General features: G+C 33.5%; 23 protein-coding genes and 1 other annotated feature (1 of these 24 cut by a window edge). Of the genes, 17 read left to right on the top strand and 6 right to left on the bottom strand.

Annotation, left to right across the window (positions count from 1 at the left end):
* Positions 1-27, top strand: a binding site (T-box leader) (it extends 203 nt beyond the left edge of the window).
* A gap of 96 nt (positions 28-123) precedes the next feature.
* The 11 genes from serS to HLK68_RS04965 all read left to right on the top strand — a co-directional run bounded on the left by serS (position 124) and on the right by HLK68_RS04965 (position 9,568).
* On the top strand, positions 124-1,398 hold the full coding sequence (gene serS, locus HLK68_RS05010; protein ID WP_006785405.1) for a serine--tRNA ligase: 1,275 nt from the start codon (positions 124-126) through the stop codon (positions 1,396-1,398).
* A 145-nt stretch (positions 1,399-1,543) separates the two neighbouring features.
* Positions 1,544-2,941 carry a peptidoglycan DD-metalloendopeptidase family protein gene (locus HLK68_RS05005; protein ID WP_009606420.1) on the top strand — a complete coding sequence of 466 codons (1,398 nt, stop codon included), beginning with the start codon at positions 1,544-1,546 and terminating at the stop codon, positions 2,939-2,941.
* A gap of 159 nt (positions 2,942-3,100) precedes the next feature.
* Entirely contained in the window at positions 3,101-3,889 is a 789-nt protein-coding gene (locus HLK68_RS05000; protein WP_006785403.1) for an MBL fold metallo-hydrolase, read from the top strand.
* Positions 3,890-3,902: 13 nt separating this feature from the next.
* Positions 3,903-4,076 carry a CxxH/CxxC protein gene (locus HLK68_RS04995; RefSeq protein WP_006785402.1) on the top strand — a complete coding sequence of 58 codons (174 nt, stop codon included), beginning with the start codon at positions 3,903-3,905 and terminating at the stop codon, positions 4,074-4,076.
* 61 nt (positions 4,077-4,137) lie between these two features.
* Entirely contained in the window at positions 4,138-4,617 is a 480-nt protein-coding gene (gene rlmH, locus HLK68_RS04990) for a 23S rRNA (pseudouridine(1915)-N(3))-methyltransferase RlmH (RefSeq protein WP_006785401.1), read from the top strand.
* A gap of 39 nt (positions 4,618-4,656) precedes the next feature.
* Positions 4,657-4,914, top strand: a complete 258-nt coding sequence (locus HLK68_RS04985; protein WP_006785400.1) for an Ada metal-binding domain-containing protein — start codon at positions 4,657-4,659, stop codon at positions 4,912-4,914.
* A 9-nt stretch (positions 4,915-4,923) separates the two neighbouring features.
* Positions 4,924-6,069, top strand: coding sequence for a GNAT family N-acetyltransferase (locus HLK68_RS04980; RefSeq protein WP_006785399.1), 1,146 nt, complete (start codon positions 4,924-4,926; stop codon positions 6,067-6,069).
* A gap of 193 nt (positions 6,070-6,262) precedes the next feature.
* Positions 6,263-7,696, top strand: coding sequence for a potassium/proton antiporter (locus HLK68_RS04975; RefSeq protein WP_006785398.1), 1,434 nt, complete (start codon positions 6,263-6,265; stop codon positions 7,694-7,696).
* A 184-nt stretch (positions 7,697-7,880) separates the two neighbouring features.
* Complete coding sequence (locus HLK68_RS14560) at positions 7,881-8,039, top strand: SDR family NAD(P)-dependent oxidoreductase (RefSeq protein ID WP_006785397.1); 159 nt, start codon at positions 7,881-7,883, stop codon at positions 8,037-8,039.
* Entirely contained in the window at positions 7,999-8,613 is a 615-nt protein-coding gene (locus tag HLK68_RS04970; protein ID WP_237701288.1) for an SDR family oxidoreductase, read from the top strand. The genes HLK68_RS14560 and HLK68_RS04970 overlap by 41 nt, the downstream gene beginning before the upstream one ends.
* A 94-nt stretch (positions 8,614-8,707) precedes the next feature.
* A complete protein-coding gene (locus HLK68_RS04965) occupies positions 8,708-9,568 on the top strand; it encodes a GNAT family N-acetyltransferase (protein ID WP_006785395.1) in 861 nt (286 codons plus the stop codon).
* A gap of 47 nt (positions 9,569-9,615) precedes the next feature.
* Here HLK68_RS04965 and cls read toward each other — a convergent pair whose 3' ends face one another.
* Entirely contained in the window at positions 9,616-11,034 is a 1,419-nt protein-coding gene (gene cls, locus HLK68_RS04960; RefSeq protein WP_055164321.1) for a cardiolipin synthase, read from the bottom strand.
* 106 nt (positions 11,035-11,140) lie between these two features.
* Between cls and HLK68_RS04955 the strand changes: the two genes are divergently transcribed.
* On the top strand, positions 11,141-11,761 hold the full coding sequence (locus HLK68_RS04955; protein ID WP_009606622.1) for a cyclase family protein: 621 nt from the start codon (positions 11,141-11,143) through the stop codon (positions 11,759-11,761).
* Positions 11,762-11,794: 33 nt separating this feature from the next.
* On the opposite strand, the gene HLK68_RS04950 is transcribed toward HLK68_RS04955, so the two are convergent.
* On the bottom strand, positions 11,795-13,207 hold the full coding sequence (locus tag HLK68_RS04950; RefSeq protein ID WP_006785391.1) for an MDR family MFS transporter: 1,413 nt from the start codon (positions 13,205-13,207) through the stop codon (positions 11,795-11,797).
* Positions 13,208-13,344: 137 nt separating this feature from the next.
* On the opposite strand from HLK68_RS04950, the gene HLK68_RS04945 reads away from it, so the two are divergent.
* Both HLK68_RS04945 and HLK68_RS04940 read left to right on the top strand, forming a co-directional pair.
* Positions 13,345-14,211 carry a MurR/RpiR family transcriptional regulator gene (locus HLK68_RS04945; RefSeq protein ID WP_006785390.1) on the top strand — a complete coding sequence of 289 codons (867 nt, stop codon included), beginning with the start codon at positions 13,345-13,347 and terminating at the stop codon, positions 14,209-14,211.
* Between the two features lie 168 nt (positions 14,212-14,379).
* Entirely contained in the window at positions 14,380-15,174 is a 795-nt protein-coding gene (locus HLK68_RS04940) for an HAD family hydrolase (RefSeq protein ID WP_132942927.1), read from the top strand.
* A gap of 88 nt (positions 15,175-15,262) precedes the next feature.
* Here the strand turns inward: HLK68_RS04940 and gltS are convergent, their stop codons facing one another.
* From gltS to HLK68_RS04925, 3 genes are all read right to left on the bottom strand, one after another.
* Positions 15,263-16,456, bottom strand: coding sequence for a sodium/glutamate symporter (gltS, locus tag HLK68_RS04935; protein ID WP_006785388.1), 1,194 nt, complete (start codon positions 16,454-16,456; stop codon positions 15,263-15,265).
* Between the two features lie 229 nt (positions 16,457-16,685).
* Complete coding sequence (locus HLK68_RS04930; RefSeq protein WP_238843638.1) at positions 16,686-18,713, bottom strand: pectate lyase family protein; 2,028 nt, start codon at positions 18,711-18,713, stop codon at positions 16,686-16,688.
* Positions 18,714-18,817: 104 nt separating this feature from the next.
* Positions 18,818-19,090 carry a hypothetical protein gene (locus HLK68_RS04925; RefSeq protein WP_009606618.1) on the bottom strand — a complete coding sequence of 91 codons (273 nt, stop codon included), beginning with the start codon at positions 19,088-19,090 and terminating at the stop codon, positions 18,818-18,820.
* A 119-nt stretch (positions 19,091-19,209) separates the two neighbouring features.
* Between HLK68_RS04925 and HLK68_RS04920 the strand changes: the two genes are divergently transcribed.
* The 3 genes from HLK68_RS04920 to HLK68_RS04910 all read left to right on the top strand — a co-directional run bounded on the left by HLK68_RS04920 (position 19,210) and on the right by HLK68_RS04910 (position 21,408).
* Complete coding sequence (locus HLK68_RS04920; protein WP_009606623.1) at positions 19,210-19,986, top strand: pentapeptide repeat-containing protein; 777 nt, start codon at positions 19,210-19,212, stop codon at positions 19,984-19,986.
* A gap of 139 nt (positions 19,987-20,125) precedes the next feature.
* Positions 20,126-21,115 (top strand): choloylglycine hydrolase, encoded by a 990-nt coding sequence (bsh, locus tag HLK68_RS04915; RefSeq protein WP_132942925.1) that lies wholly within the window; start codon positions 20,126-20,128, stop codon positions 21,113-21,115.
* A 23-nt stretch (positions 21,116-21,138) separates the two neighbouring features.
* Positions 21,139-21,408, top strand: a complete 270-nt coding sequence (locus tag HLK68_RS04910; RefSeq protein WP_055164336.1) for a phage holin family protein — start codon at positions 21,139-21,141, stop codon at positions 21,406-21,408.
* Positions 21,409-21,442: 34 nt separating this feature from the next.
* Here the strand turns inward: HLK68_RS04910 and HLK68_RS04905 are convergent, their stop codons facing one another.
* Positions 21,443-21,961: a TetR/AcrR family transcriptional regulator gene (locus tag HLK68_RS04905; RefSeq protein ID WP_132942924.1), complete on the bottom strand. Its 519-nt coding sequence runs from the start codon at positions 21,959-21,961 to the stop codon at positions 21,443-21,445.
* Between the last annotated feature and the right edge of the window lie 119 nt (positions 21,962-22,080).

Raw genomic sequence — 22,080 nt, 5'->3', positions numbered from 1 at the left:
GCAACGCGGGTTAATCTCGTCCCTAATTCAGGGACGAGATTTTTTTATTTTCTTTTAAATCTTTGAACTGAAATGGGATGTTGATGATTGAATTGATGCTAAATCATATTAGGAGGAATTGACATGTTAGATTTAAAATTAGTACGTGAAGATTTACAAGGTACAATTAAACGTCTCGAAACACGTGGTGGTGATTTTAGCTATTTAAATAAAATTGCTGAATTAGATGAAAAACGTAAAGAAATCATCTTAGAAGTTGAACAATTAAAGTCTAAACGTAATGAAACTTCAAAATTAATTGGTCAATATAAACGTGAAAAAAAGGATGTAACTGAATTATTAAGCCAAATGGATGGTGTTGGTGAGACAGTTAAACAATTAGATGAGCAATTACGTGTGATTGATGAAGAAATTAAAAATATTTTATTAGGAACTCCAAATGTTCCATGTGGAACAATAGCTGTAGGTAAGGATGAAAATGATAATGTTGAAATCCGTAAATATGGAGAACCAACTAAATTTGATTTTGAACCAAAAGCTCACTGGGATTTAGTAACTGACTTAGATATCATTGATTTTGAACGTGCAGGAAAAATCACTGGTAGCCGTTTTGCAGTTTATAAAGGATTAGGAGCTCGTTTAGAGCGTGCTTTAATTAGCTTTATGTTAGATTTACATACTGGTGATCATGGATATACTGAAATTCTACCTCCAGTTATTGTTAATCGTGCAAGTATGACTGGAACAGGGCAATTACCAAAGTTCGAAGATGATGCATTTAAATTAGTAGATAGTGATTATTTCTTAATTCCAACTGCTGAAGTACCAGTTACTAACTTACATCGTGATGAAATTTTAAGTGCTGATCAATTACCAATTAAATATACAGCTTATAGCCCATGTTTCCGTGCTGAGGCAGGTTCTGCTGGACGTGATACTCGTGGTATTATCCGTCAACATCAATTCAATAAAGTTGAATTAGTGAAATTCGTTAAACCTGAAGATTCTTATCAAGAATTAGAAAGTTTAACTGCTAATGCTGAAAAAGTATTACAGTTATTAGGGTTACCTTACCGTGTTATCGAATTATGTACTGGAGATATCGGATTCTCTGCTGCTAAGACATATGATATCGAAGTATGGTTACCATCTTATAATGCATATAAAGAGATTTCTTCTTGTTCTAACTTTGAAGATTTCCAAGCACGTCGCGCAAATATTAAATTCCGTCGTGATGCTAAAGCTAAACCTGAGTTCGTTCATACGTTAAATGGTTCTGGTCTTGCTATTGGACGTACTGTTGCAGCAATTATTGAAAATTACCAACAAGCTGATGGAACAATTGTGATTCCAGAAGTTTTACGCCCATATATGCGTAATGCAGAAGTAATTAAATAATTTGTATCTTAGTCAGAGGAGTACTGTATAGTACTCCTTTTTAATTTGTATAAACGCATTATTAGACATGAAAGTGTTTTGACAGTGAGATTAGATTAAAGTAAAATATTAGTATAATATACCAACTGAAGATGAGAGTGATAAGATGAAAAAACGGGGAATGAGTATTATTCTTATCATATTGTGCTTTATACCACTTATATCTGCATATGCGGGGGATATAAGCCAGATTATTTATCGGGTTTATGTTAATGATCAGATGATAGGTGTTTTAAGTGATATTGCAATATATGAAGAATATGAGGAAAAGAAGATTGAATCTTATCTAAATCACTATAAATTAGAGGATTTAATTATTCCTGATAATGTTCGAATTGAACAAGAGGTAACATATATTCCGCATATTCCGAAAGATGAGGAAGTCATCAATTATATTGATGAAAATGTTAAGTTTAAAACAAAAGGATATTATGTTAAAGTTGGTTCAGCTAATATGTGCGTAAAGGATGTTACTGAAGTTGAAAAAGAGATTGAATCATTATTTCAGTTATATATTTCTGAATCTGATTTAAAGCGTGTAAAGGATACAAATTTAAAGATTGAACCTCTGATGACTGAAGGAGAACAGGTTATTGGAATTAAATTTAGTCCAAGTGTTGAGTATTCTAGTTCTATTTGTAATATTGATGATTTAGTTACTAAACAGGAGATTGGAAATCTGATTTTAACTGGCGAAAAAGATCCTGTTAAAGTAGGTATTTTAGAAAATGATAGTACAATTGAAACTTTGGCATCATTAAATGATTTGAAATATAATGATTTCAAATTATTAAATTATCGTGTTTTAAGTAACCAGGCGATACCTTATGTTGGGCAAAAATTTAATGTTACGCCGATGATGCAATCCGTCCAAATTCAGGTTGAAAAAGAAGTTGTAAAGCAAGAAGTGATTGAGTATATAACTGAGACGATAGAGGATCCAAATCTTCCTGTGGGGGAAACATATACAGAGCAGGAAGGGTATAATGGTATTAAGCTGACATCTTACAAGGAGTCCTATATTAATGGAGAACAGGTTTCTCAAGAAAAGTTGAGTGAAAAAGTACTAAATGAGGCTCAAAATCGTATTGTTGTAAAGGGAACGAAGGAAATTCCGAGTCGTGGGACAAAGGATTGGAAATGGCCAACATCACGATATACGATTAGCTGTGCTTATTTATGCTATAGTGGTCATTATGCTTTAGATATTTCGGCTTATGTGGGACAGCCTGTTTATGCAGCTGATAATGGGGTTATCGTTCAAGCTGGCTGGAACGGGGCTTATGGATATAGTATTTTGATTAATCATAACAATGGATATTATACTCGCTATGCTCATTTAAGTAAGGTTGATGTATCTGTTGGACAAGTTGTGGCAGGAGGGCAATTAATTGGAAAGGCTGGTAATACGGGGAATAGTACAGGTCCTCATCTTCATTTTGAGATACGGACCAATACTGGATCCCAACCGAGTTATGCACCTAATCCAATGAGTTTTTATTAAAAAAAGTAGGTAGGCTTTCAATAGCCTACTTACTTTTTTTTATTTTTGAGTGCTTCTATGTGTTACCACTGGATTAGAAGTTATAAATCATGTTAAAATGAATAATCAGATAAATATCAAGGTTAAGATATAGGTTTCTTTAGAGAAAAAGGTGATATGATGAGAATATGTGTATTATCGAGCGGAAGTGTCGGAAATGCGACGATTATTGAAACAGAAAATACAGCAATATTAATAGATAATGGTTTATCATTAAAAAAATTACAAGAATTGATTAAAAAAAGTGGATTTGACGAAAATAAAATTAAGCATATCTTTATTACACATGAGCATGGGGATCATATTAAAGGTGTTGGTGTTTGTACACGTAAATGGAAGTTAAATGTTTGTGCAACAGCTAAAACAATTGATGAGATGCATCGCAAGGCGATTATTAAGCCAGGTGTTGAGAAAACGACGATTTTAGAGAAGAATGAATGGGCTGAATTTGATGATTTAATGATTATGCCATTTAGAACATCTCACGATGCTGTTGATCCTGTTGGATATATGATTAAAAAGGATGAAAAAGTACTAGTTTATATTACTGATACAGGGTATATTACAGGTGATATTTTAAAGACTTTACATAATGCAGATGCTTATATTATGGAAACGAATCATAATGTGGAGATGTTACAGATGTGTAATCGTCCGTGGTCGTTAAAGCAACGTATTTTGGATGATTGTGGCCATTTATCGAATGAAGATTCTGCTTATGCTTTAAGTCAGTTAATCGGAGATAAAACAAGACATATTTATTTAGCACATTTAAGTCAGGATGCAAATTTACCAGATTTGGCAGAAATGACGGTACGCCATATTTTAAAAGAAGAAAATGTTGATATGAATAAATTAAATTTACATATGACTTATCCGATGAATCCATCAAAGGTGATTAAATTATAAGGAGGAATAATAAATGTATACTTGTTTAGAGCATGTTGAAGAAGCAATGGATCGTTATTTAGATGAATACGGTAAATTACCTATTTTAGTGGAAGTTGAGTTACCTGAAAAATGTCAGTTTTGTAATCATTCAGCGGTTTATAAAATTATCGAAGGAATGATGGCTGATGAGGAAGATTTCGAATAGGATTTAACGTATAAAATTCCCTGTTAATCAGGGAATTTCTTTATGAATTGGAGGATATGATATGAACATCACGATTATTTCAGTCGGAAAGATTAAGGAAAAGTATATTAAACTTGGAATTGATGAGTTTTCTAAACGTTTATCACGTTATTGTAAATTAACGATGATTGAGGTTCCAGATGAGAAAACACCTGATAATGCGTCAGAGCGCGAGATGGAATTGATTAAGGATAAGGAAGGAAAGCAAATTCTTTCTAAGATTAAAGATAATATGTATGTAATTGCGATGGATTTACAAGGAGAAATGAAGACTTCTGAGCAATTTGCGAAACAGTTAAGTAATTTAGCTCTAAGTGGTGATAGCAATGTGGCGTTTATTATCGGAGGATCTCTTGGATTATCAGATGATGTTAAAAAACGTGCCAATTACAAACTTTGTTTTTCAAAAATGACTTTCCCACATCAGTTATTTAAATTAATTTTACTTGAGCAAATTTATCGCACGTACCGTATTAATAATAATGAACCGTATCACAAGTAGGTATGTATATGTTCACATATATAAAGGGGCGTAAATGCAATGGAAAAGATATATCGATTAGTAGATTCTAGCGGAAAAGAATATGAAAGTAAGGTGCCGGGAAACTTTGGTGGTCATAAAAGATTGAAAATATATGGTCGATTAGATTGTAAATCTGCAGCTAGATATATTGAAAAAGGACAGTATGTACAGCATAGAGTATTTTTTGCAAATGAGGAGATTGCCATCAAGGCTGGTTATAGACCGTGTGCGAAGTGTATGCCGGAAGAATATAAGGAGTGGAAAAATAGAAAATAGGGGGTAAATATGAAGGTTGAATTTTTAAAGGCAGCAGAAGCTGATTTTGATGAGGTAGTTGATTTTGCAAACTATGTATTTAGTCATGATGGAGGCAAGACTGATTTTCCAAGTTTGTTACCTAAGTTATATAAGAAAGATTATCAGATGATGGAATATCACTATCTTGTAAAGGAAAATGGAAAGATAAAGGCTTTAGTAGGGGCATTTCCGATGGAGCTTAGTGTTTTAGGTCAGACGTTAAAGGTTTTTGGTATCGGTACGGTGTCTGTTCATCCTTATTCACGAGGATGTGGGTATATGAAGCAGTTAATGAATATGGCGTTAGGAGATATGAAAGAACAAGGATTCCATTTGAGTTGTTTAGGGGGAAAAAGACAACGTTATGAACATTTTGGATATACGCCTTGTGGGCAAAAACTTTCTTTTACGTTAAATAATGAAAATATTAAATATAGACTAAATCATTATGTTAATGAAAATCTTATTTTTAAGGGAGTAACTGATGATATAGAACAGGCCTACGAGCTTTATAATAAAGCACAGTTTAAGGTTACTCGAGAAAAATCAGTTTTTTTAGATTGGTTAAGGTCTTGGGATTTTAATGTTTATTTTGTTTATGAGTGTAATCATTTTATTGGTTATGTTGTTGTGAACAAAGAAAATACTTATATTAGTGAGTTAGTTGTTAAGAATGATGAGGATTATATTCGTGTTTTAGCAACTTATATTCATAACAATAAGGCGGATTTCGTGAATTTTGAGTTGCCTGTTTGGGAGAAACAAAAGATAAAACAGTTAACTCAGGTTGCAGAAGATGTCACGCTCCATCACGCTTATCAGTTTAATGTGTTGAATTATGAAGAGATTATTGCACAGTTGTTACATTTTAAAGCCAGTTATGCTGATTTGATCGATGGGGTGTTAAGTTTTGAAGTTTTAGATTACGGTATGTTTGTCATTTCGGTAGAAAATGGAGAGGTAACGGTTAGTAAGTTTGAGGGAGAGTGTGATGTGTTGCTTAGCCATATTGAGGCGATGCAGCTATTCTTTTCACCTTTTGGACAGCATTTGGTCGATGATGAGTTATTCAATCATTTGATCCATTCCTGGTTCCCAGCACCTTTATTTATGCCGACGCAAGATAAGGTTTAAAAATATAGTTTTCGTTATCATAAATTTTCTAGGAAAAAAATAAATATATAATGAGACTAGATTCAGATTTTGAGTCTAGTTTTTTGATTATAAATGGATAAATAAAGATTAAGTAGAAAATTTATCCTTTAATGTTGTAAAATTAAATTGATAGGATTATCGGAATCTAATGATTTAATATAGGGGGGAATTTATGACTGAATTAATGATAATTAGTGGGATTGTATTAATTATCTGTATCACTTCGAGTAAAGTATTGTATAAGTTTGGGGTGCCGATGCTACTTATATTTATGGTACTCGGGATGCTATTTGGATCAGATGGACCTGTTGGAATTTATTTTGATGATTATGAATTAACGAGTCAGTTATGTTCTTTGGCATTAGTTTTTATTATGTTTTATGGAGGATTCGGAACCAAGTGGAAGATGGCTAAACCGGTAGCTGTCCCATCTATCATGATGTCTACACTCGGAGTCATGATGACTGCGGGGTTGACCGGTTTGTTTTGTCATTTTGTTATAAAAACAACGTTATTAGAAGGCTTATTAATTGGTGCTGTGGTTTCTTCTACTGACGCGGCATCGGTCTTTGCTGTATTGAGGGCGCAACGTTTAAATTTAAAGGGATCTTTAGCCTCACTTTTAGAAATTGAAAGTGGAAGTAATGACCCAATAGCGTACATGATGACAGTTTTGATTCTTACGATGATGAAAAGTTCTAGTAGCCTTACCATTGGAACGGTATTAGGTAGTGTTTTAACACAAGTTTTAATAGGTGGAATTATCGGAGTTATTAGTGCGAAGGGAACGGTTTATCTATTACGACGATCGAAGTTTGAGATAGAAGGTTTTTATACCATTTTTGTTACAGCAATCGCCATTCTTTCGTATGCATTAAGTGAGTATCTAGGTGGAAATGGATATTTAAGCGTCTATATAGCCGGAATAATTATTGGGAATAGTGTTATTCCTCGTAAGAAAAGTATGTTTCACTTTTTTGATGGAATCTCTTGGATTATGCAAATTGCATTATTTTTTATGTTAGGTTTATTGTCTTTTCCATCTAAATTACCGTATGTGAGTGGGAAGGCAGTTGCTATTTCGTTGTTTATGATATTAGTTGCTCGTCCATTAGCCACGTTTACCATTCTTAGCCCTTTTAAATTTACAATGAAGGAAAAGTTGTTTATCTCGTGGGTAGGATTAAGGGGGGCAGCATCGGTTGTCTTTGCGATTATTGCTATAACTTTTGGAGTTATGATAGAAAATGATATCTTCCATATTATCTTTTTCATTGCTTTATTTTCTGTTTCGATTCAAGGAACACTTATCCCTAAAGTGGCTACTTTGCTAGGATTAGTTGAAACGGAAGATGAACACCAAGTATTGAAGACTTTCACAGATTATACAGGAGACATTAATACAGATTTATTAGAGGTTACAATCAAAAAAGACAGTCCGTGGCTGAATAAAACAATTATGGATGCAAATATTCCGGAAGAAATCTTGATTGTAATGATAAAGCGTGGAGATAAAATATTAGTTCCAAAAGGTGCGACTGTGTTAGAAGAAGGCGATATTTTAGTTTTAAGTGGAAATGGAATCAAAAGTTTATTAGAAGGTTAATTATGATTACATCAAACAGTCTTATTCATTGAGTTAAATGTTTAAGACTGTTTTTATATTGAGATAGAGTTGATGAATGATGATTTTTAGTTATAGGCCTCATTATCTTATTAAGGAAAGTGTTATTAATGAGTGTAATATGAGGTAAAGTATAATGAGATATAGAAATTAGGAGGTTATGGTTATGGCTAGAGGCGTTTTAGTAACGGGTGGCGCTCATGGTATTGGAAAGCAGATTTGTTTGGATTTTTTATCATTAGGTGATTTTGTTTGTTTTATAGATATTGATGAGGAAAAATCATGTGAATTTGAAAAAAGTCATCCAAATTTATTTTTATGGTGATGTGGCAAATTCAGCAACTTTGAGGGAGTTCGTAGAGTTTGCAATAAAGAAATTAGGTCGAATAGATGTGTTAGTTAATAATGCCTGTCGTGGAAATAATGGAATTTTATCTGATTTAGATTATGACGGCTTTGATTATGTGTTAGCAGTGGGGTTAAAGGCCCCTTATGAACTAAGTCGTTTGTGTAAGGAAGAGCTTAAAAAGAATCGAGGTCATATTATTAATATTGCTTCTTCAAGAGCCTTTCAATCGGAGCCGGATACAGAGGCCTATGCCAGTGCAAAAGGAGGAATTGTGGCGTTAACTCACGCTTTAGCTATTTCTTTAGGACCAGATGTATTAGTAAATTGTATTGCCCCTGGTTGGATTAATGTGATGGATGAAGTGACGTATAGTAAAACGGATGAGATGGCCATTCCAGCAGGAAAAGTTGGCAACCCAAAAGATATTTCGAGTATGGTAATCTATTTAACTAATCAGACATTTATGACAGGAGAAACGATTACGATTGATGGAGGAATGAATAAGCGAATGATTTATCATGGAGATTGGAATTGGCAATATAATAGTTAAAAGAAGACATTAATGCTCATTCTTTATTAAGATTTAATTTTTAGGTAGCGGTACAAAGAGATTGGAATTAAGATGATGATAGGAGGGGATGGTTATGCAATATAAATTAGTGGAAAATTATAAAGATGATGAAAAACTCGTTAAAAGTTTTAATGAGTTAACCGAGAAAACCTTTGGATTTAATTTTATAGAATGGCAAAATAATGGTTTTTGGACAGAAAAATATATACCTTATTCCTTAGTTAACAATAATCAGATAATCGCAAATGTTTCGGTTAATTTAATGGATTTTATGCTTGATGGTGTCAAAAAGCACTACATTCAGCTGGGAACGGTTATGACGGATGAAAATTATCGTAGACAGGGTCTTTGCCGTTATCTGATGGAGCATGTGATTAAGGAATATCAGCACAAAGTAGATGGCATCTATTTGTTTGGAAATGATAGTGTCATTCATTTTTACCCGAAATTTGGTTTTGTTGAAAGTAAAGAATATCAATATATAAAAAGTATTTGTTCAACCTCTAGTCAAGAAGTTGAACAAATCGATATGTCAATTCAATCAAATCGTGATTGTTTTTTAAATATTGTAAAAAATAGTACGATTAATGAACGTTTTACAACAGATAATTGGGGATTGATTGCTTTTTATTTGTTATTTGGGCAACCTGTCTATTATTTGGCAAAAGAAGAGGCATATATTCTTGCAAATGTTGAAAAAGAAAAACTTTTTATTCATCAAATAGTTACTAAGCATGAAGTTAATTTAGAGTCTATCATTCATGCTTTTGGAAGTGAAATTCAAGAAGTTAGACTTGGATTTACGCCTGTTAAATCTTCAGGATATGAAGTTAAAGAAGTTGAGGAAGATGACTGTACCTTGTTTATTTTAGGTAAAGATTTAAAAGAGATAGAAAAGAAAAAGCTTATGTTTCCAACGTTATCACATGCTTAAATGATAAAAAAATCTCGTAGAATGAGGATCTACGAGATTTTTTTATGTTAAAGGACTCCTGAAAATAGTCTTGAGAGAGATTCTTTTATTTTTACAATAGTGCTTCTATTTTTGTAGTCAGTTAAGGTTAATTCTGTTGATTTTAAGATATCGGCTTCAAACTGATTTTTTTGTTGTTTAGCAATCTCTTCTGAGTAAATGATAGCATTGACTTCAAAGTTTAACTCAAAGCTTCTTGTATCCATATTTGCAGTTCCAACGGAGCAAACTTCGTCGTCGATAACCACTGTTTTAGCATGTAGGAAGGCATCTTTATCGTAATGATAGATTTTTACGCCGTAATTTAATACTTCTCCAGCATATCCAAGATTTGCCCAGTAAACGAATGGATGATCACCTTTCCCAGGAATCATCACTCTTACATCTACACCTGAGATTGCGGCTAATTTTAGGCTATCTGCAATACTTTTATCGATAATTAAGTAAGGAGATTGAATGTAAATATATTTTTTAGCACGTTGAATCATTTTTAAGTAAGATAGCTTAATTTCATGCTTATTTCCTGTATTTGGTCCACTGGATACGATTTGCATTCCAATATTTTGATTATTTTGCGTTAAATCAGGCAAGACTGGATGAAGGGAAATATCTTCTTTGGTCGCATATCGCCAGTCTGCTAAAAAGCGTAAATTTAAATCTTTTACAGAAGATCCTGTAAATTTTATATGAGTGTCTCGCCAGTATCCAAATTTAGCGTCTTTTCCTAAGTATTCATCCCCAACATTGAAACCACCAATGTATCCAATACGACGATCAATGACAACAATTTTACGATGATTTCTAAAGTTCATGTTTATATTAATCAAGCGTAGCCAGGCTGGGAAAAATTCACCAACTTTCCCTCCAACAGCAATTAAATCTCGAAGTTTTTCTTTAGTGAGGGAGCGGCTTCCAACTGAGTCATAAAGGAATCGAACTTCGACGCCGGATTTGGCTTTTTCGATTAAGATATCGAGGATTTTATTTCCGATTTCGTCTCGTCTAAAGATGTAAAACTGGATGTTGATACTTTTTTGAGCTTTTTTTAGGTTTTCGAGTAGAGAATCGAAAAATTGTTGACCGTCAGAAAATAATTCGACTTCGTTATCGTTTCTAAATGGACAGTATTCGAGATTTTCGATTGCCATAATCATATTAGAGGCAGGCAAATCTGAGATGTTTGTTTGTGCTACTTGTTGTTTATATTTTTCAAAGATTTTGAGTTCTGATTCTTTTACATTAAATATTTTAGAGTTATTGATTCGTCGACCGATCATTAAAAAGACGATAAATCCAAGTAGAGGAGCGATATATAAAATTAATGTCCAAGCAATAATACTATTTGCAGATCGTTTTTCTTTAAAAACCATATACATGATGGTGACTAAGTTGATAAGATGGATTAAGATAGAAAAAAATTGAAACATGGTAATCTCCTTTCGGATTAGCTTAAAGAGGCTATTAATGATAGTTTATGTGATATGAACTAACTTTATCAAAAGAAGAATTATTTTTAAAGAGGAGGAAGAAATTTTGACAAAGTATATTGATTTAAGTTATGAAATTGAACATCAAATGGCGGTTTATCCAGGGGATGACGAGCTCAAATTGTATCGTCATCGATTTTTAAATCGCGATTATTACAATGATACAAAATTAGAAACAGGAATGCACGTTGGAACTCATATTGATGCACCAAGTCATCTACTAAATAAAGATCGTTTTATTTGCGATTATCCTGTTGAAAAATTTATTGGAAATGGCTGTTTATTAGATGTTCGAAATGAAGAAATTATTAAACTAAAGGATGAGTATTTGGATAAAGTTCAAGAAGGTGACATTGTATTGTTATATACGGGATATGATGAGTTTTTTGGAACAGATAAATATTTTGAAAATCATCCAATCGTTGATGAAAAATTAGCACAATTTTTCGTAGACCGAGGTGTTAAATTAATAGGAATCGATATGCCATCACCCGATCAGTATCCGTTTAAAGTGCATCATAAATTATTAGAAAATGATATTTTAATTATTGAAAATCTTCGAAATTTAAAAAAATTAGAGGGAGTTAAGAGGTTTGAAGTCATGGCTTTTCCGTTAAATATTCGCGCTGAGGCTTCATTAACGAGGGTTGTAGCAAGGATAAATTAAAAAAGCTATCTCACGTGAGATAGCTTTTTTAATTTAATCTGTTACAATGACCTCTTTCTTTTTGACCACGAAGAAAGCAATGATTAATCCGATAAATGTTAAAGCACCAATGGATGCAAAAGCAATATTCATACCGTATACTTGCGATTCAAGTGGATTTGTTGAAGATGAAGTCAAACTGGCTTTACTCATGATGGTAATGATGATTGAGGTTCCGATAGAACCTGCTACTTGACGTAATGTATTATTAGCAGCATTACCATGCGCATATAAATCACGATGTAATGAGTTTAATCCTGACGTTGTTAATGGCATTGTAAGCATGGCAATTCCTAGCATTCTTAATGCGTAGACAACGATCACATATGTTTTGGTTGTATCTGGAGTTAAGAATGAGAGTCCAAATGTTCCAAGTGTTAGGATAGTCAGTCCGATTAATGCTAGATAGCGAGCGCCGTATTTATCGAATATTTTTCCGGTAATCGGGTTCATAACTCCCATGATGATAGCACCTGGCATAAGGGCAAGTCCTGTGTCAAAAGCGGAGTATCCTTTGATATTTTCTAGGTACATGGGTAAGATCAATTCGGATGAAATGAGTCCTGCATAAGTAATCATGACAATAATAGTAGAGAAGATAAAGGTTTTGCTTTTAAAGACAGTTAAGTTTAGGATGGGGTCTTTCATTGTTAATTGACGCCAAATAAATAATATTAAGAATAAAGCACCTATTAATAGTGGAAGGTAAACTAATTTATCCGTCCAATCATAGTTTCCAGCATTACTGAATCCGTATAGTAGAGCTCCAAATCCTATTGTAGAGGCTATAAATGAGAAAAAATCCATGGATACATTTTTACCACCCGTTACATTTTTTAGTAAGAAGAAGGCGAGGATAATATCGATGATCGCGAATGGAATTGGAATATAAAAGAGATATCTCCAAGGATAGCTATTGATAATCCAGCCTGATAGTGTTGGGCCAACTGCAGGGGCAAAAGCAAGGACGATTCCGACGATTCCCATGGCAAATCCACGGCTTTTTATGGGAAAGATTAGCATAAATACGGTTTGCATTAGGGGGACGGTAACACCTCCTGCTAAACCTTGTATAAATCTAGCGGTTAATAGCACTTCAAAGTTTGTGGCAAAAGCTCCAATTATGGTTCCAATGGTAAAGAGGGACATTGAAGTTAAAAATAGTGTTTTAGTTTTAAATCGGTTAATAAGAAAGGCTGTAAAAGGAATAACGATTCCTAGAGCAAGCATGTATCCTGTACTGAGCCATTGAACAGTTGAGACACTGACGTTTAATTCTTTCATGATATCAGGCAGTGCAACGTTCATGAAGGTGCTATTTAAGAAAGTAATAAAAGTACCGAGTAAGAAAACGGCTGCTATAACGATGACGTTATCGCCTTTATCATTAGATGATGATTCATTCATAAGGTCACCTCGCTAATTTAGGGATATCATTATGATTCATCATTAATAATTTTTTATGCTATTACCTATTTATAAGGGATGTTATCTTATGTTTTTTGTTATATGATTAGGTCAGATTATAAATTTAGGAGGTTATTATGACGTTTGAGAAGATGATTAAGTGTTGTGGGAATTTGACGCCAACAGAAAGTCAGCTGGCGCAATATATATTAAGAAATAAGGAAGAAGTTCAAACCTCATCGATTCAGTCTCTTTCAGAGAAAACATTTGCTTCTAAGTCAGCGATTCATCGTTTTTGTAAAAAGATTGGGTTTGAAGGATTTAATGATCTTAAAGTAAAGATTGCTAAAGATTTGGTGGAGGAAAGCAAGGGGGTCCCGCATATTGATGTGAATTTTCCATTTACAGCACTTGATAATCATCAAACGATTGCAAATAAATTGCTTAATTTATATGAAACAACGATCGAAGATACATATCAATCGATTAATTTAGAGGATTTTAATGAGTGTGTAAAATTACTTTATGAAGCAGATTATATTGATATTTATACGCATGGTCACAATATGAATGTTGCAAAGAATTTCCAGGATAAAATGCGTGCGATTGGACGTAAGGTGACGTGCCCAAAGTCAGCCTATGATCAGCGAATGACGGCTGTTTCATCGAATGAACGTCATGTCGCAGTTATTATTTCGTATTCTTTGAAGGCAACTTTTTTACCATCTGTTATTGATATTTTAAAGGATAAAAAGGTTGAAATTATTTTAATTGGTCGTCTTGGAAATAAGATTCCGTATCAGTCGATTCAACATTATTTATATATTAGTGATCGCGAAAACTTAAGAAATCGAATTTCTCAATTTTCTTCTCATATTGCGATGCAGTATATGCTTGATTTACTTTTCAGCTGTATTTTCAAAGTTGATTATGATGAGAATATACGGTATATCGAGGAAATCATGAATACGATTGATGATCGTGAAATTGATTATGAAGATTAATTTTTTTATAAAGGCCTCTTAGTTTTTCCACTGATAGGCCTTTATGGTGCCAAAAAGTTTCAAAATGATGAAAAAAAATCAGGAAGTTTTAAAACATTAAACCAGTCTTTGTTTATTCTATTGAACTTTGAAAGAGAAGAAAATATAGTAGGTTTAGGAGGCGGTTTAATGAAAAAAGTCATTTTTTTTGATATAGATGGAACCTTAATTGATAGTCATAATGGAAAAAAAGATATTTCATCTCGTGTAAAACAGTCATTACGTGATTTACAAAGACGGGGGCATTATGTTTTTATTGCAACAGGAAGACCATATGCTTTTTTAAGTAAAGTGATTCGTGAGTTTGGTTTTGATGGGTACATTCTAGCTAATGGAGCTCATGTGATTGTTGATGGAAAAAAGATTCATAGTAAAGCAATAGATAATGGGATATTAAAGAATTTAGTTTCACATTTAGAGAATAAAAATCTTGAATTTGTGTTAGAAGATGAGACATGTGTTTACGCATATGAGAATTATGAGAAGATTTGGCCATTTTATGAGCAATATGGGATTTTAAAAGATTATTTTATGTTAGATTACGAGGTGGATCAGGTCAATGCGTTTAAGATAGAGGTGCTATGTCCAAAGCCAGAAGATTTAGAGTATTGTATAGAATTTTTAAAAAATCATGAGGAATATACATACTGCCACAGTGTGCACCCTACACATCTTGAAATTTATTTAAAGGAAAATCATAAAGCGACGGGAATTTTAAAGGTATTAGATTATTTGAATATCTCGATTGAAAACACGTATGCTTTTGGTGATGGAAGTAATGATATTGAGATGTTAGAGACTGTTGGGTGTGGAATTGCCATGGGGAATGCTTCAGATGAGGTTAAAAAATATGCTAATGTGGTGACAGATACAGTAGCGAATGATGGCATTGTATCAGGGATTGAAAAATATATTTTAAGCTAATAAAAGGTGAGAGTATTGGTTCATTTTTATATGGAAATATTGAAAAATAATAAAAAAGGTCTGTATCGAATCGATACAGACCTTTAATTTAGCTGAATAAGTTAATAAAGATGGTAATGATACCTGAGTTGATAAAATCAATGAAGAGTCCCCCAACAAGTGGGACGACAAAGTAGGGTGTTGGTGTGAATCCAAAACGATTTGTTAATTCGTCCATATTGGCAATAGCATTTGGGGTTGCACCCATTCCGAATCCGCATGTGGCTGAGGCGAATACAGCTGCTTCGTAGTTTTTCCCCATGACTTTATAGGTTATAAAGGAAGCAAAAAGTGCAATCAGAATGGATTGAGCAATTAGCATGATGATAAGTGGTAAAGCTAAATCGAATAATTGCCAAAGTTTCAGTCCCATAAGCGCCATGGTTAGAAAGAATGAGAGAGATAAGCTACCAATTGTTTCAATTTCTTTTTCAACCAGTTCTTTTCCTCTTAAATCGGCAATATTTCGAATAAGGGCCGCTACAAGCATCGCTCCGATATAAGAGGGGAATGTTAAACTTGTCATTTGAATGAATTTAGAAACAATAGATCCTAATCCCATGGCAATGAATAGTAAGCACGCACCATTCATCATGTGTTTTAGTGAGAGAATGTTTGTATTTTCTTCGTTAAATCCTCCCGCTTCTTCTGGTTTTTGATTTGATTTTTCAGCTTTTAAATGATGTTTAAGTATTAAATTTCTTGCTACTAATCCACCGAGAATACTTCCCATGATTAGTCCAAAGGTTGCTGAAGCAACTGATACGGTTGTTGCTCGTTCAACGCCAAGTCCTTCAAGAATCGGACCAAATGATCCGGCAGTTCCATGTCCTCCAACCATTGGAATAGATCCAGTTGCGAGGCCGAGTAATGGAGATAACCGAAAAGCAGTTGCGAGAGATACTCCAACGATATTTTGTAAGATGACAAGTAAAATGGCAAGAAGTAAGAAAGTAATCACTTTTTTACCGCCTTGTTTTAATAAAGCAAAACTTGCTGTAAATCCGATACTTGTAAAGAATGTTGTCATGAATAGATTTTGTAAGGATGTATCTAAATTTATGGCTGCGAGGTTAGTTTGATATAAAAATAGTGTAACTAATGAAAAAATAAATCCGCCTACTACTGATGGTGGAATACAGTATTTAGAGAGAATCGAAAATTTCTTTCGGATATATTTTCCTAGATAAAAAATAATTGAAACTAAAGCCATTGTTTCGTAGAGGTTTAAATTCAGTTCCATGTCTTAGGCTCTCCTTTCATTTCTCTAATTATTATGGATGAATTGTTATATAAAAATTAGAGTTTAAGTATGAACAAATCAAATATGTTACTATTTTACTTCATAACTGATAATCATAATTTTAAAAAAATGCTTTCGAAAAAAATTCGAAAGCATTTTTTATTGAATCAATTTTTCTAGTGTCTAGTAAAATACTAGGGTAAATCTACATTAGTTAAATAAAAAATCATTAATAGATAGTTTTCATCCAATTTAAATCAATAATCCCTGAACCCACTGTCTCTTTTAAGGTAGATAATAAGTTCTGTATGTCATCTAATGTATAATTGTAAGGTAGTTCATTAAATCCATTCCATGAGAATTTTAGAATTGTTGCTGGTTCAGGTGATAATGGAGAGTTAGGGTCAGTACTGTTTCCACGATAGGAGATATCTTTATACTCGTAGATAGTATCAAGGGCTAAGATTTTTCCTGTGTAAGATGAGTTAGAGGCACTTTTTTGGTTATTTCGTAATGGGTATTTAATACCTAGGATAGCTGAGTTTTCTACTAGGACTGCACCGCCTTCTGTTGAGATGGCTCCATTACTTGTGACATTGAAGCTATAGCCTTTGTTAGTAATGGCTTTAGCGACTGATGATGGAATTAAAGTAGAGGCTTTGTAGGCATTTTGTGAATCCATCACGATATTATAGACGTGTGCATTACCACCACGAAGTCTAGGTAATCGATCCTGTGAATCTAAGTAGTAGTTGTGGTGCATTGTAATCTCTAAGTCCTTGTTATCAGTAGCCATTTCTGTAGCTCCAATCAAATGGGTTTTCTTTTGAGGTGCCGCAACGGCCATTATGGTTTCTTGACTTAGGTTTTGAGAGCGTAGGAATTGATACATTGGATAGGCTGATTGGTTAGCTTCCATTGCTTTAAACATTGCTTCATAGAATTCACCACGACCAGGTAGGAATTTCGAGTATGAAATAGTTAGTCCTGTTGTTCCTTTTTTAGAGTCAACGACACCATCGTATGCTTTACCAAATGTACAGTGATCAATCCAGATGTTACTTGATTGTTCTAGTGTGATGTAATCCCAATCATTTTTATCATATTTTCCTTTTGTTGATTCGTCCCATTCCCAGAGTTCATCGAATTCAATGTTTCGAATGACGATGTTATTTGAACGTTTGAAGATTAAAGCTCCATGAGTGAGTTTGGCCCCGTTTTTAGAGAAGATTGTCAGACCATCAAATCCATCAATCATAATCTTACTGACACCTGTTTCTTTTAAAATAGGGTGAGTTAAGGCAGTGTTATGAGAGGTAAATGGTGCGACTTGAGCACTTGGTCCAATAACATTCCACCCCAGGTCAATATCATTCATAATTTCAATGACTTTGGTTGAAGCCTTTTTAGTAAGAGCTTCTCCTAATTCCTTAGCGTTTGTAACTTTGATGTAGTAAGGGCTAGTTTCATCTAATTCACCTCCACCAGTTACACCCTCAGCAAATCCCGCTACTGAATACTTTGATTGACTGGCTTCAGGTTTTACTTCAGGAGTCGGATCTTTAGTAGGTTCAGGTTCTGGCGTTGGTTGTGGCATTGGACAAGGATCAGGATTTGGTGTTGAATCTGGTGTTACTGTGTTATCAACATCAGTTACTAAAATATTGTCATAGTTGACTTGAACTTTGCTTGCGACTAGTCCTACAGCACCAGCTGTTAAAGAATCATCAGTTGCTTCTATCATCAGTTTCCCATTTAAATATACTTTTAAGATAGAACCTTGCATTTCGAGTGTTACGTTATACCAAGTATTTTGTTGAATTTCTGTACTTACCTGGGCAATTACCGAAGAAGCCCCATTTACTTTCTTACGTAGTTCTAATCCATTTTTGCTGCTTAGACTTACCCCATAGAAGTTATTCCCGTCTGTGTATCGGCCACATAAAAAAGCACGATTAGATCCATTGAAGTCAAGAACTTTCATATCTGCTGAAATACTGTAGTCAGTCCATGATAAATCGCCACGCATGATACGACCTTCGCTATTAGTAGAGGTATGTCCAATTGTATTGGTTTCATCTAAAATAATATTAAAGCCCCCTCTTTGGATTTCCCACTGGTCGTAGTTTGATTCAAAATCTTCTGAAAAGTATATGTTTGATGCTAAAACATCACTTTTTTGTGTTAGTAGTAAACTAGCTGTCATAAAAGCGAAGCTATAATAAGATAAATGTTTTTTTGTAAGCTTCAAGGTCATTCCTCCTGGTTTTTAATATGTATCATCATAAGGGAAATGACTGAGATAAAAAAGTGAAAAGAATGTCATGGCATCAAAAAAGCCTCTAGTCTGAGGCTCCTTAATTAAAAATATTTTCCGCTAAATTTTTCTTTTACTGCATCTAAGACTGGTTTAAAATCTTCTTCGTTTTCCGAGAATAATTTAATGAGTTTTTCTTTAGCTTCAATGTATTCAGGGTCGGTTTCGCTATGATTTACAATAGGATTAAATAACTTGTGGTATTTCATAAATAATACAGGGTGTTTTTTAGCAAAAGCTTCAACTTCATCAATATGACGTTCTGGCTTTGTTGCGTTTTTAATCCATTTAAAGACGTAATCGTATTTATCAGTCATTTGAAATCATCCTTTCAGATTAGGTGTTCATTATAGTTTTGCTTAAAGTACTAGGATTTATAACTAGGTCACGTTAAAATAAAAGTAGGTTATGTGAGAGGATTAAGGAGTTGTTTAGGATGTGTGATAAATTTAAGGATTTAAAAATTGATTGTAAAAATTGTTTCGGTCTTTGTTGTGTGGCACTATATTTTTCGAAGTTTGAGGGTTTTCCAAGTGATAAGGTTGCAGGGAAGCCGTGTTCTCATTTAAGTGATGACTTTAGTTGTAAAATTCACGAGTCGTTAAGTGATAAAGGTTTAAAAGGATGCACTGCTTATGATTGCTTTGGGGCGGGCCAAAAGGTCGCACAGGTCACGTATAAGGGAATTGATTGGAAGCAATCATCTAAGACTGAGATGTTTGATGCCTTTGTGGTGATGCGTCAGTTACATGAGATGTTATGGTATTTAACAGATGCGAGCTTACAAGAGGTATCGATTTCACTTAAGAAAGAAGTTGAAGAGATGAGACTGAAGATTGTTCAGTTAACGTATCTTGATCTCGCTTCATTATTAGTTTTAGATATTGAATCATATCGTGATGAGGTCAATAAAATTCTTCGTCAGATTGGAACGTTATCAGGTGAGAAACTTGGCAAAGATTTGATGGGAAAAAATTTAACGAAAAAGAATCTAATTAACTCGGATTTAAGAGGGGCATTATTAATTGCAGCTAATTTGAAGAATCAGGATTTAAGTGGAGCTAATGTTATTGCGGCAGATTTTAGAGATGCAGATATTAGGGGGGCTAAACTTGATAAATGTTTATTTTTAACGCAATCCCAGATTAATGTGGCCAAAGGAGATCAGCAGACAAAAATTCCAAATTGGCTATCACGTCCTGCGCACTGGTAATATAATTTTTCGCTAGACTTTGGTTTTGAATTGACTTTTCAGTTAGTCTAAAATACTAATAGCTTTCATAATATGATAAGGAGAGGTACTTTTTAAGTTGCTTCTTCTTTTTTTGAATGAATATAGGGAGAGGATAGAGATGTGTACAGCTATTACATTAAAGACACAAGATGGATTGCATGCATTAGGGAGAAATTTAGATATTGTGGCTTTATTAGATGTTGCTGTTATTTTGATTCCGAGGTCATATGCATTTACTCATACTATCATGAGTCTAAAAAAGAAAAATAAATACGCGATGGTTGGAATGTCTACGACGTTTGAAAATCATGTCTTATTAGTTGACGGGATGAATGAAAAGGGATTAGCTTGCGCTGTATTAGAGTTACCTAAATATGCTTCATGGAGTAAAGCATTGGATAAAGATAAAATAAATATGGCTCCTTATGATTTTGTTTATTGGATTTTAGCAAATTTTCAATCTCTTGAGGAAGTAAAAGACGGATTAAAAAATGTAAATCTAGTTAATGAGTCGCTTGAAGGGAAAGAGGTATCAGTAGATGTTCATTGGATTGTAACTGATCGTACAGGACAGTCTATTGTAATAGAAAAAACGAAGGGGAATTTTCGAATTTATAATAATAAGGTGGGAGTTTTAACTAATGCTCCAACATTCGATTGGCATCTCATAAATTTAAATCGGTATATGAATATACAAGTGACGAATCCGCATAAGGTGAAGTGGGGACATCAGGAGTTAAGTTTTGACTCAGAAGGTTTTGGGGGAATCGGACTACCAGGAGATGTTTCATCTTCATCTCGTTTTGTAAAAGCAGCTTTTCTAAGAAATCATATTAGAGTAGAAAAAGGAGAAGATGCTTTAATAACAAGTACTTTTCATATTTTAAGTAATGTGGCTGTTATCAAAGGAACTGCTGTTACTTGCCACCAACAATATTTGAAAACGCAGTGTACTAGTTGTATGTGTTTAGAGACAGGCGTTTATTACTATAACACTTATAATAATAATCAAATTAATGCTATTCATTTATTTGACGAGAATTTAGATGCCTCTGAAGTTAAAGTGTTTCCTTATCAAGATAAACTGGTAGTACAGAAACAAAATTAAGTAAAATATGAGGGAGATTAAAGATGGATTTATCTTTTTTACAAACTTACTGTATTCCTGTCATTGTAGGAATTTGTTTGTGTGTGGGGTATGTTATCAAAAATAGTTTAACTCTTGTACAGAATAAATATATTCCATTAATTATGGCTATTTTAGGGTTGATACTAAATGTTTGGATTAATAAAGGAATTTCACCTGATATTGTTCTTGGGGGAATGTTTTCAGGACTTTCGAGTACGGGGGTTCATCAGTTATTTAAGCAATTGATTCAAGTTCAGAGTGATGAAAAATAAGAAAAAAGAGCTAGTTAACTAGCTCTTTTTTCTTTTAATTAATAGGTGAACTATTGTTAGATTGTTGTGACCATTCAACTAATCTTGCCATCTCTATTGGAGATTCTTGCATTCCTCTTATGATCCATTCATCAATCCATCCAAACTGGCCACAAGCTAGCCATGCATTTGTATAAGCCTGGATATTTTCTTGTTCAGGCTTGGGTCCACATACAGATTTAATCGTATCTAAAACTAAATAAGATAAGCCACATTTATAAAGTAATTGATAGGTTTCAGCATATTTTAGATAATGACCAAATAGACTTTCGACAAAATTAGGATTTTTACTTTGCTCAAACTCAGTTCCCCATTCTTGAATTAATTTCACCAAATGTTGTTTTAAAATATCTTCTTTATTTATAAAATTTCTATAAAAAGAAGCTCTACTAACCAGTGCATGTTTTACAATCTCTGTAATTGTAATGTCTTCAAAGGGGTGATGTTTCATTAAACTTAAAAGTGCATGAGTAATTTGCTCTTTAACAAATGAATTATTTTGTTCTTTTTTCATGTGATACAAAACCTCCAATTTGTCTCATTTTTTCTAGATATCTTGTTTTCTATTTTAGTAGATGATACATTTGTCTCCGTTAGAGGATACCTATGTATAAATGAATTGTCAAGGAGGTT

The organism is Turicibacter sanguinis (assembly GCF_013046825.1).
Lineage (GTDB): Bacteria > Bacillota_I > Bacilli_A > MOL361 > Turicibacteraceae > Turicibacter > Turicibacter sanguinis.
Note: the sequence above shows the minus strand (reverse complement) of the source record. Positions and strands in the feature narration are given on the sequence as shown.

Excerpts from the sequence above, each read along its gene's own strand:
- bsh (WP_132942925.1), top strand. The coding sequence starts at position 20,126 with ATGTGTACAGCTATTACATTAAAGACACAAGATGGATTGCATGCATTA.
- gltS (WP_006785388.1), bottom strand. The coding sequence starts at position 16,456 with ATGGAACTGAATTTAAACCTCTACGAAACAATGGCTTTAGTTTCAATT.
- cls (WP_055164321.1), bottom strand. The coding sequence starts at position 11,034 with ATGTTTCAATTTTTTTCTATCTTAATCCATCTTATCAACTTAGTCACC.
- HLK68_RS04950 (WP_006785391.1), bottom strand. The coding sequence starts at position 13,207 with ATGAATGAATCATCATCTAATGATAAAGGCGATAACGTCATCGTTATA.
- HLK68_RS04905 (WP_132942924.1), bottom strand. The coding sequence starts at position 21,961 with ATGAAAAAAGAACAAAATAATTCATTTGTTAAAGAGCAAATTACTCAT.
- HLK68_RS04930 (WP_238843638.1), bottom strand. The coding sequence starts at position 18,713 with ATGACCTTGAAGCTTACAAAAAAACATTTATCTTATTATAGCTTCGCT.
- HLK68_RS05000 (WP_006785403.1), top strand. The coding sequence starts at position 3,101 with ATGAGAATATGTGTATTATCGAGCGGAAGTGTCGGAAATGCGACGATT.
- HLK68_RS05005 (WP_009606420.1), top strand. The coding sequence starts at position 1,544 with ATGAAAAAACGGGGAATGAGTATTATTCTTATCATATTGTGCTTTATA.
- serS (WP_006785405.1), top strand. The coding sequence starts at position 124 with ATGTTAGATTTAAAATTAGTACGTGAAGATTTACAAGGTACAATTAAA.
- HLK68_RS04995 (WP_006785402.1), top strand. The coding sequence starts at position 3,903 with ATGTATACTTGTTTAGAGCATGTTGAAGAAGCAATGGATCGTTATTTA.
- HLK68_RS04920 (WP_009606623.1), top strand. The coding sequence starts at position 19,210 with ATGTGTGATAAATTTAAGGATTTAAAAATTGATTGTAAAAATTGTTTC.
- HLK68_RS04925 (WP_009606618.1), bottom strand. The coding sequence starts at position 19,090 with ATGACTGATAAATACGATTACGTCTTTAAATGGATTAAAAACGCAACA.
- HLK68_RS04985 (WP_006785400.1), top strand. The coding sequence starts at position 4,657 with ATGGAAAAGATATATCGATTAGTAGATTCTAGCGGAAAAGAATATGAA.
- HLK68_RS04945 (WP_006785390.1), top strand. The coding sequence starts at position 13,345 with ATGACGTTTGAGAAGATGATTAAGTGTTGTGGGAATTTGACGCCAACA.
- HLK68_RS04965 (WP_006785395.1), top strand. The coding sequence starts at position 8,708 with ATGCAATATAAATTAGTGGAAAATTATAAAGATGATGAAAAACTCGTT.
- rlmH (WP_006785401.1), top strand. The coding sequence starts at position 4,138 with ATGAACATCACGATTATTTCAGTCGGAAAGATTAAGGAAAAGTATATT.
- HLK68_RS04940 (WP_132942927.1), top strand. The coding sequence starts at position 14,380 with ATGAAAAAAGTCATTTTTTTTGATATAGATGGAACCTTAATTGATAGT.
- HLK68_RS04910 (WP_055164336.1), top strand. The coding sequence starts at position 21,139 with ATGGATTTATCTTTTTTACAAACTTACTGTATTCCTGTCATTGTAGGA.
- HLK68_RS04980 (WP_006785399.1), top strand. The coding sequence starts at position 4,924 with ATGAAGGTTGAATTTTTAAAGGCAGCAGAAGCTGATTTTGATGAGGTA.
- HLK68_RS04975 (WP_006785398.1), top strand. The coding sequence starts at position 6,263 with ATGACTGAATTAATGATAATTAGTGGGATTGTATTAATTATCTGTATC.
- HLK68_RS14560 (WP_006785397.1), top strand. The coding sequence starts at position 7,881 with ATGGCTAGAGGCGTTTTAGTAACGGGTGGCGCTCATGGTATTGGAAAG.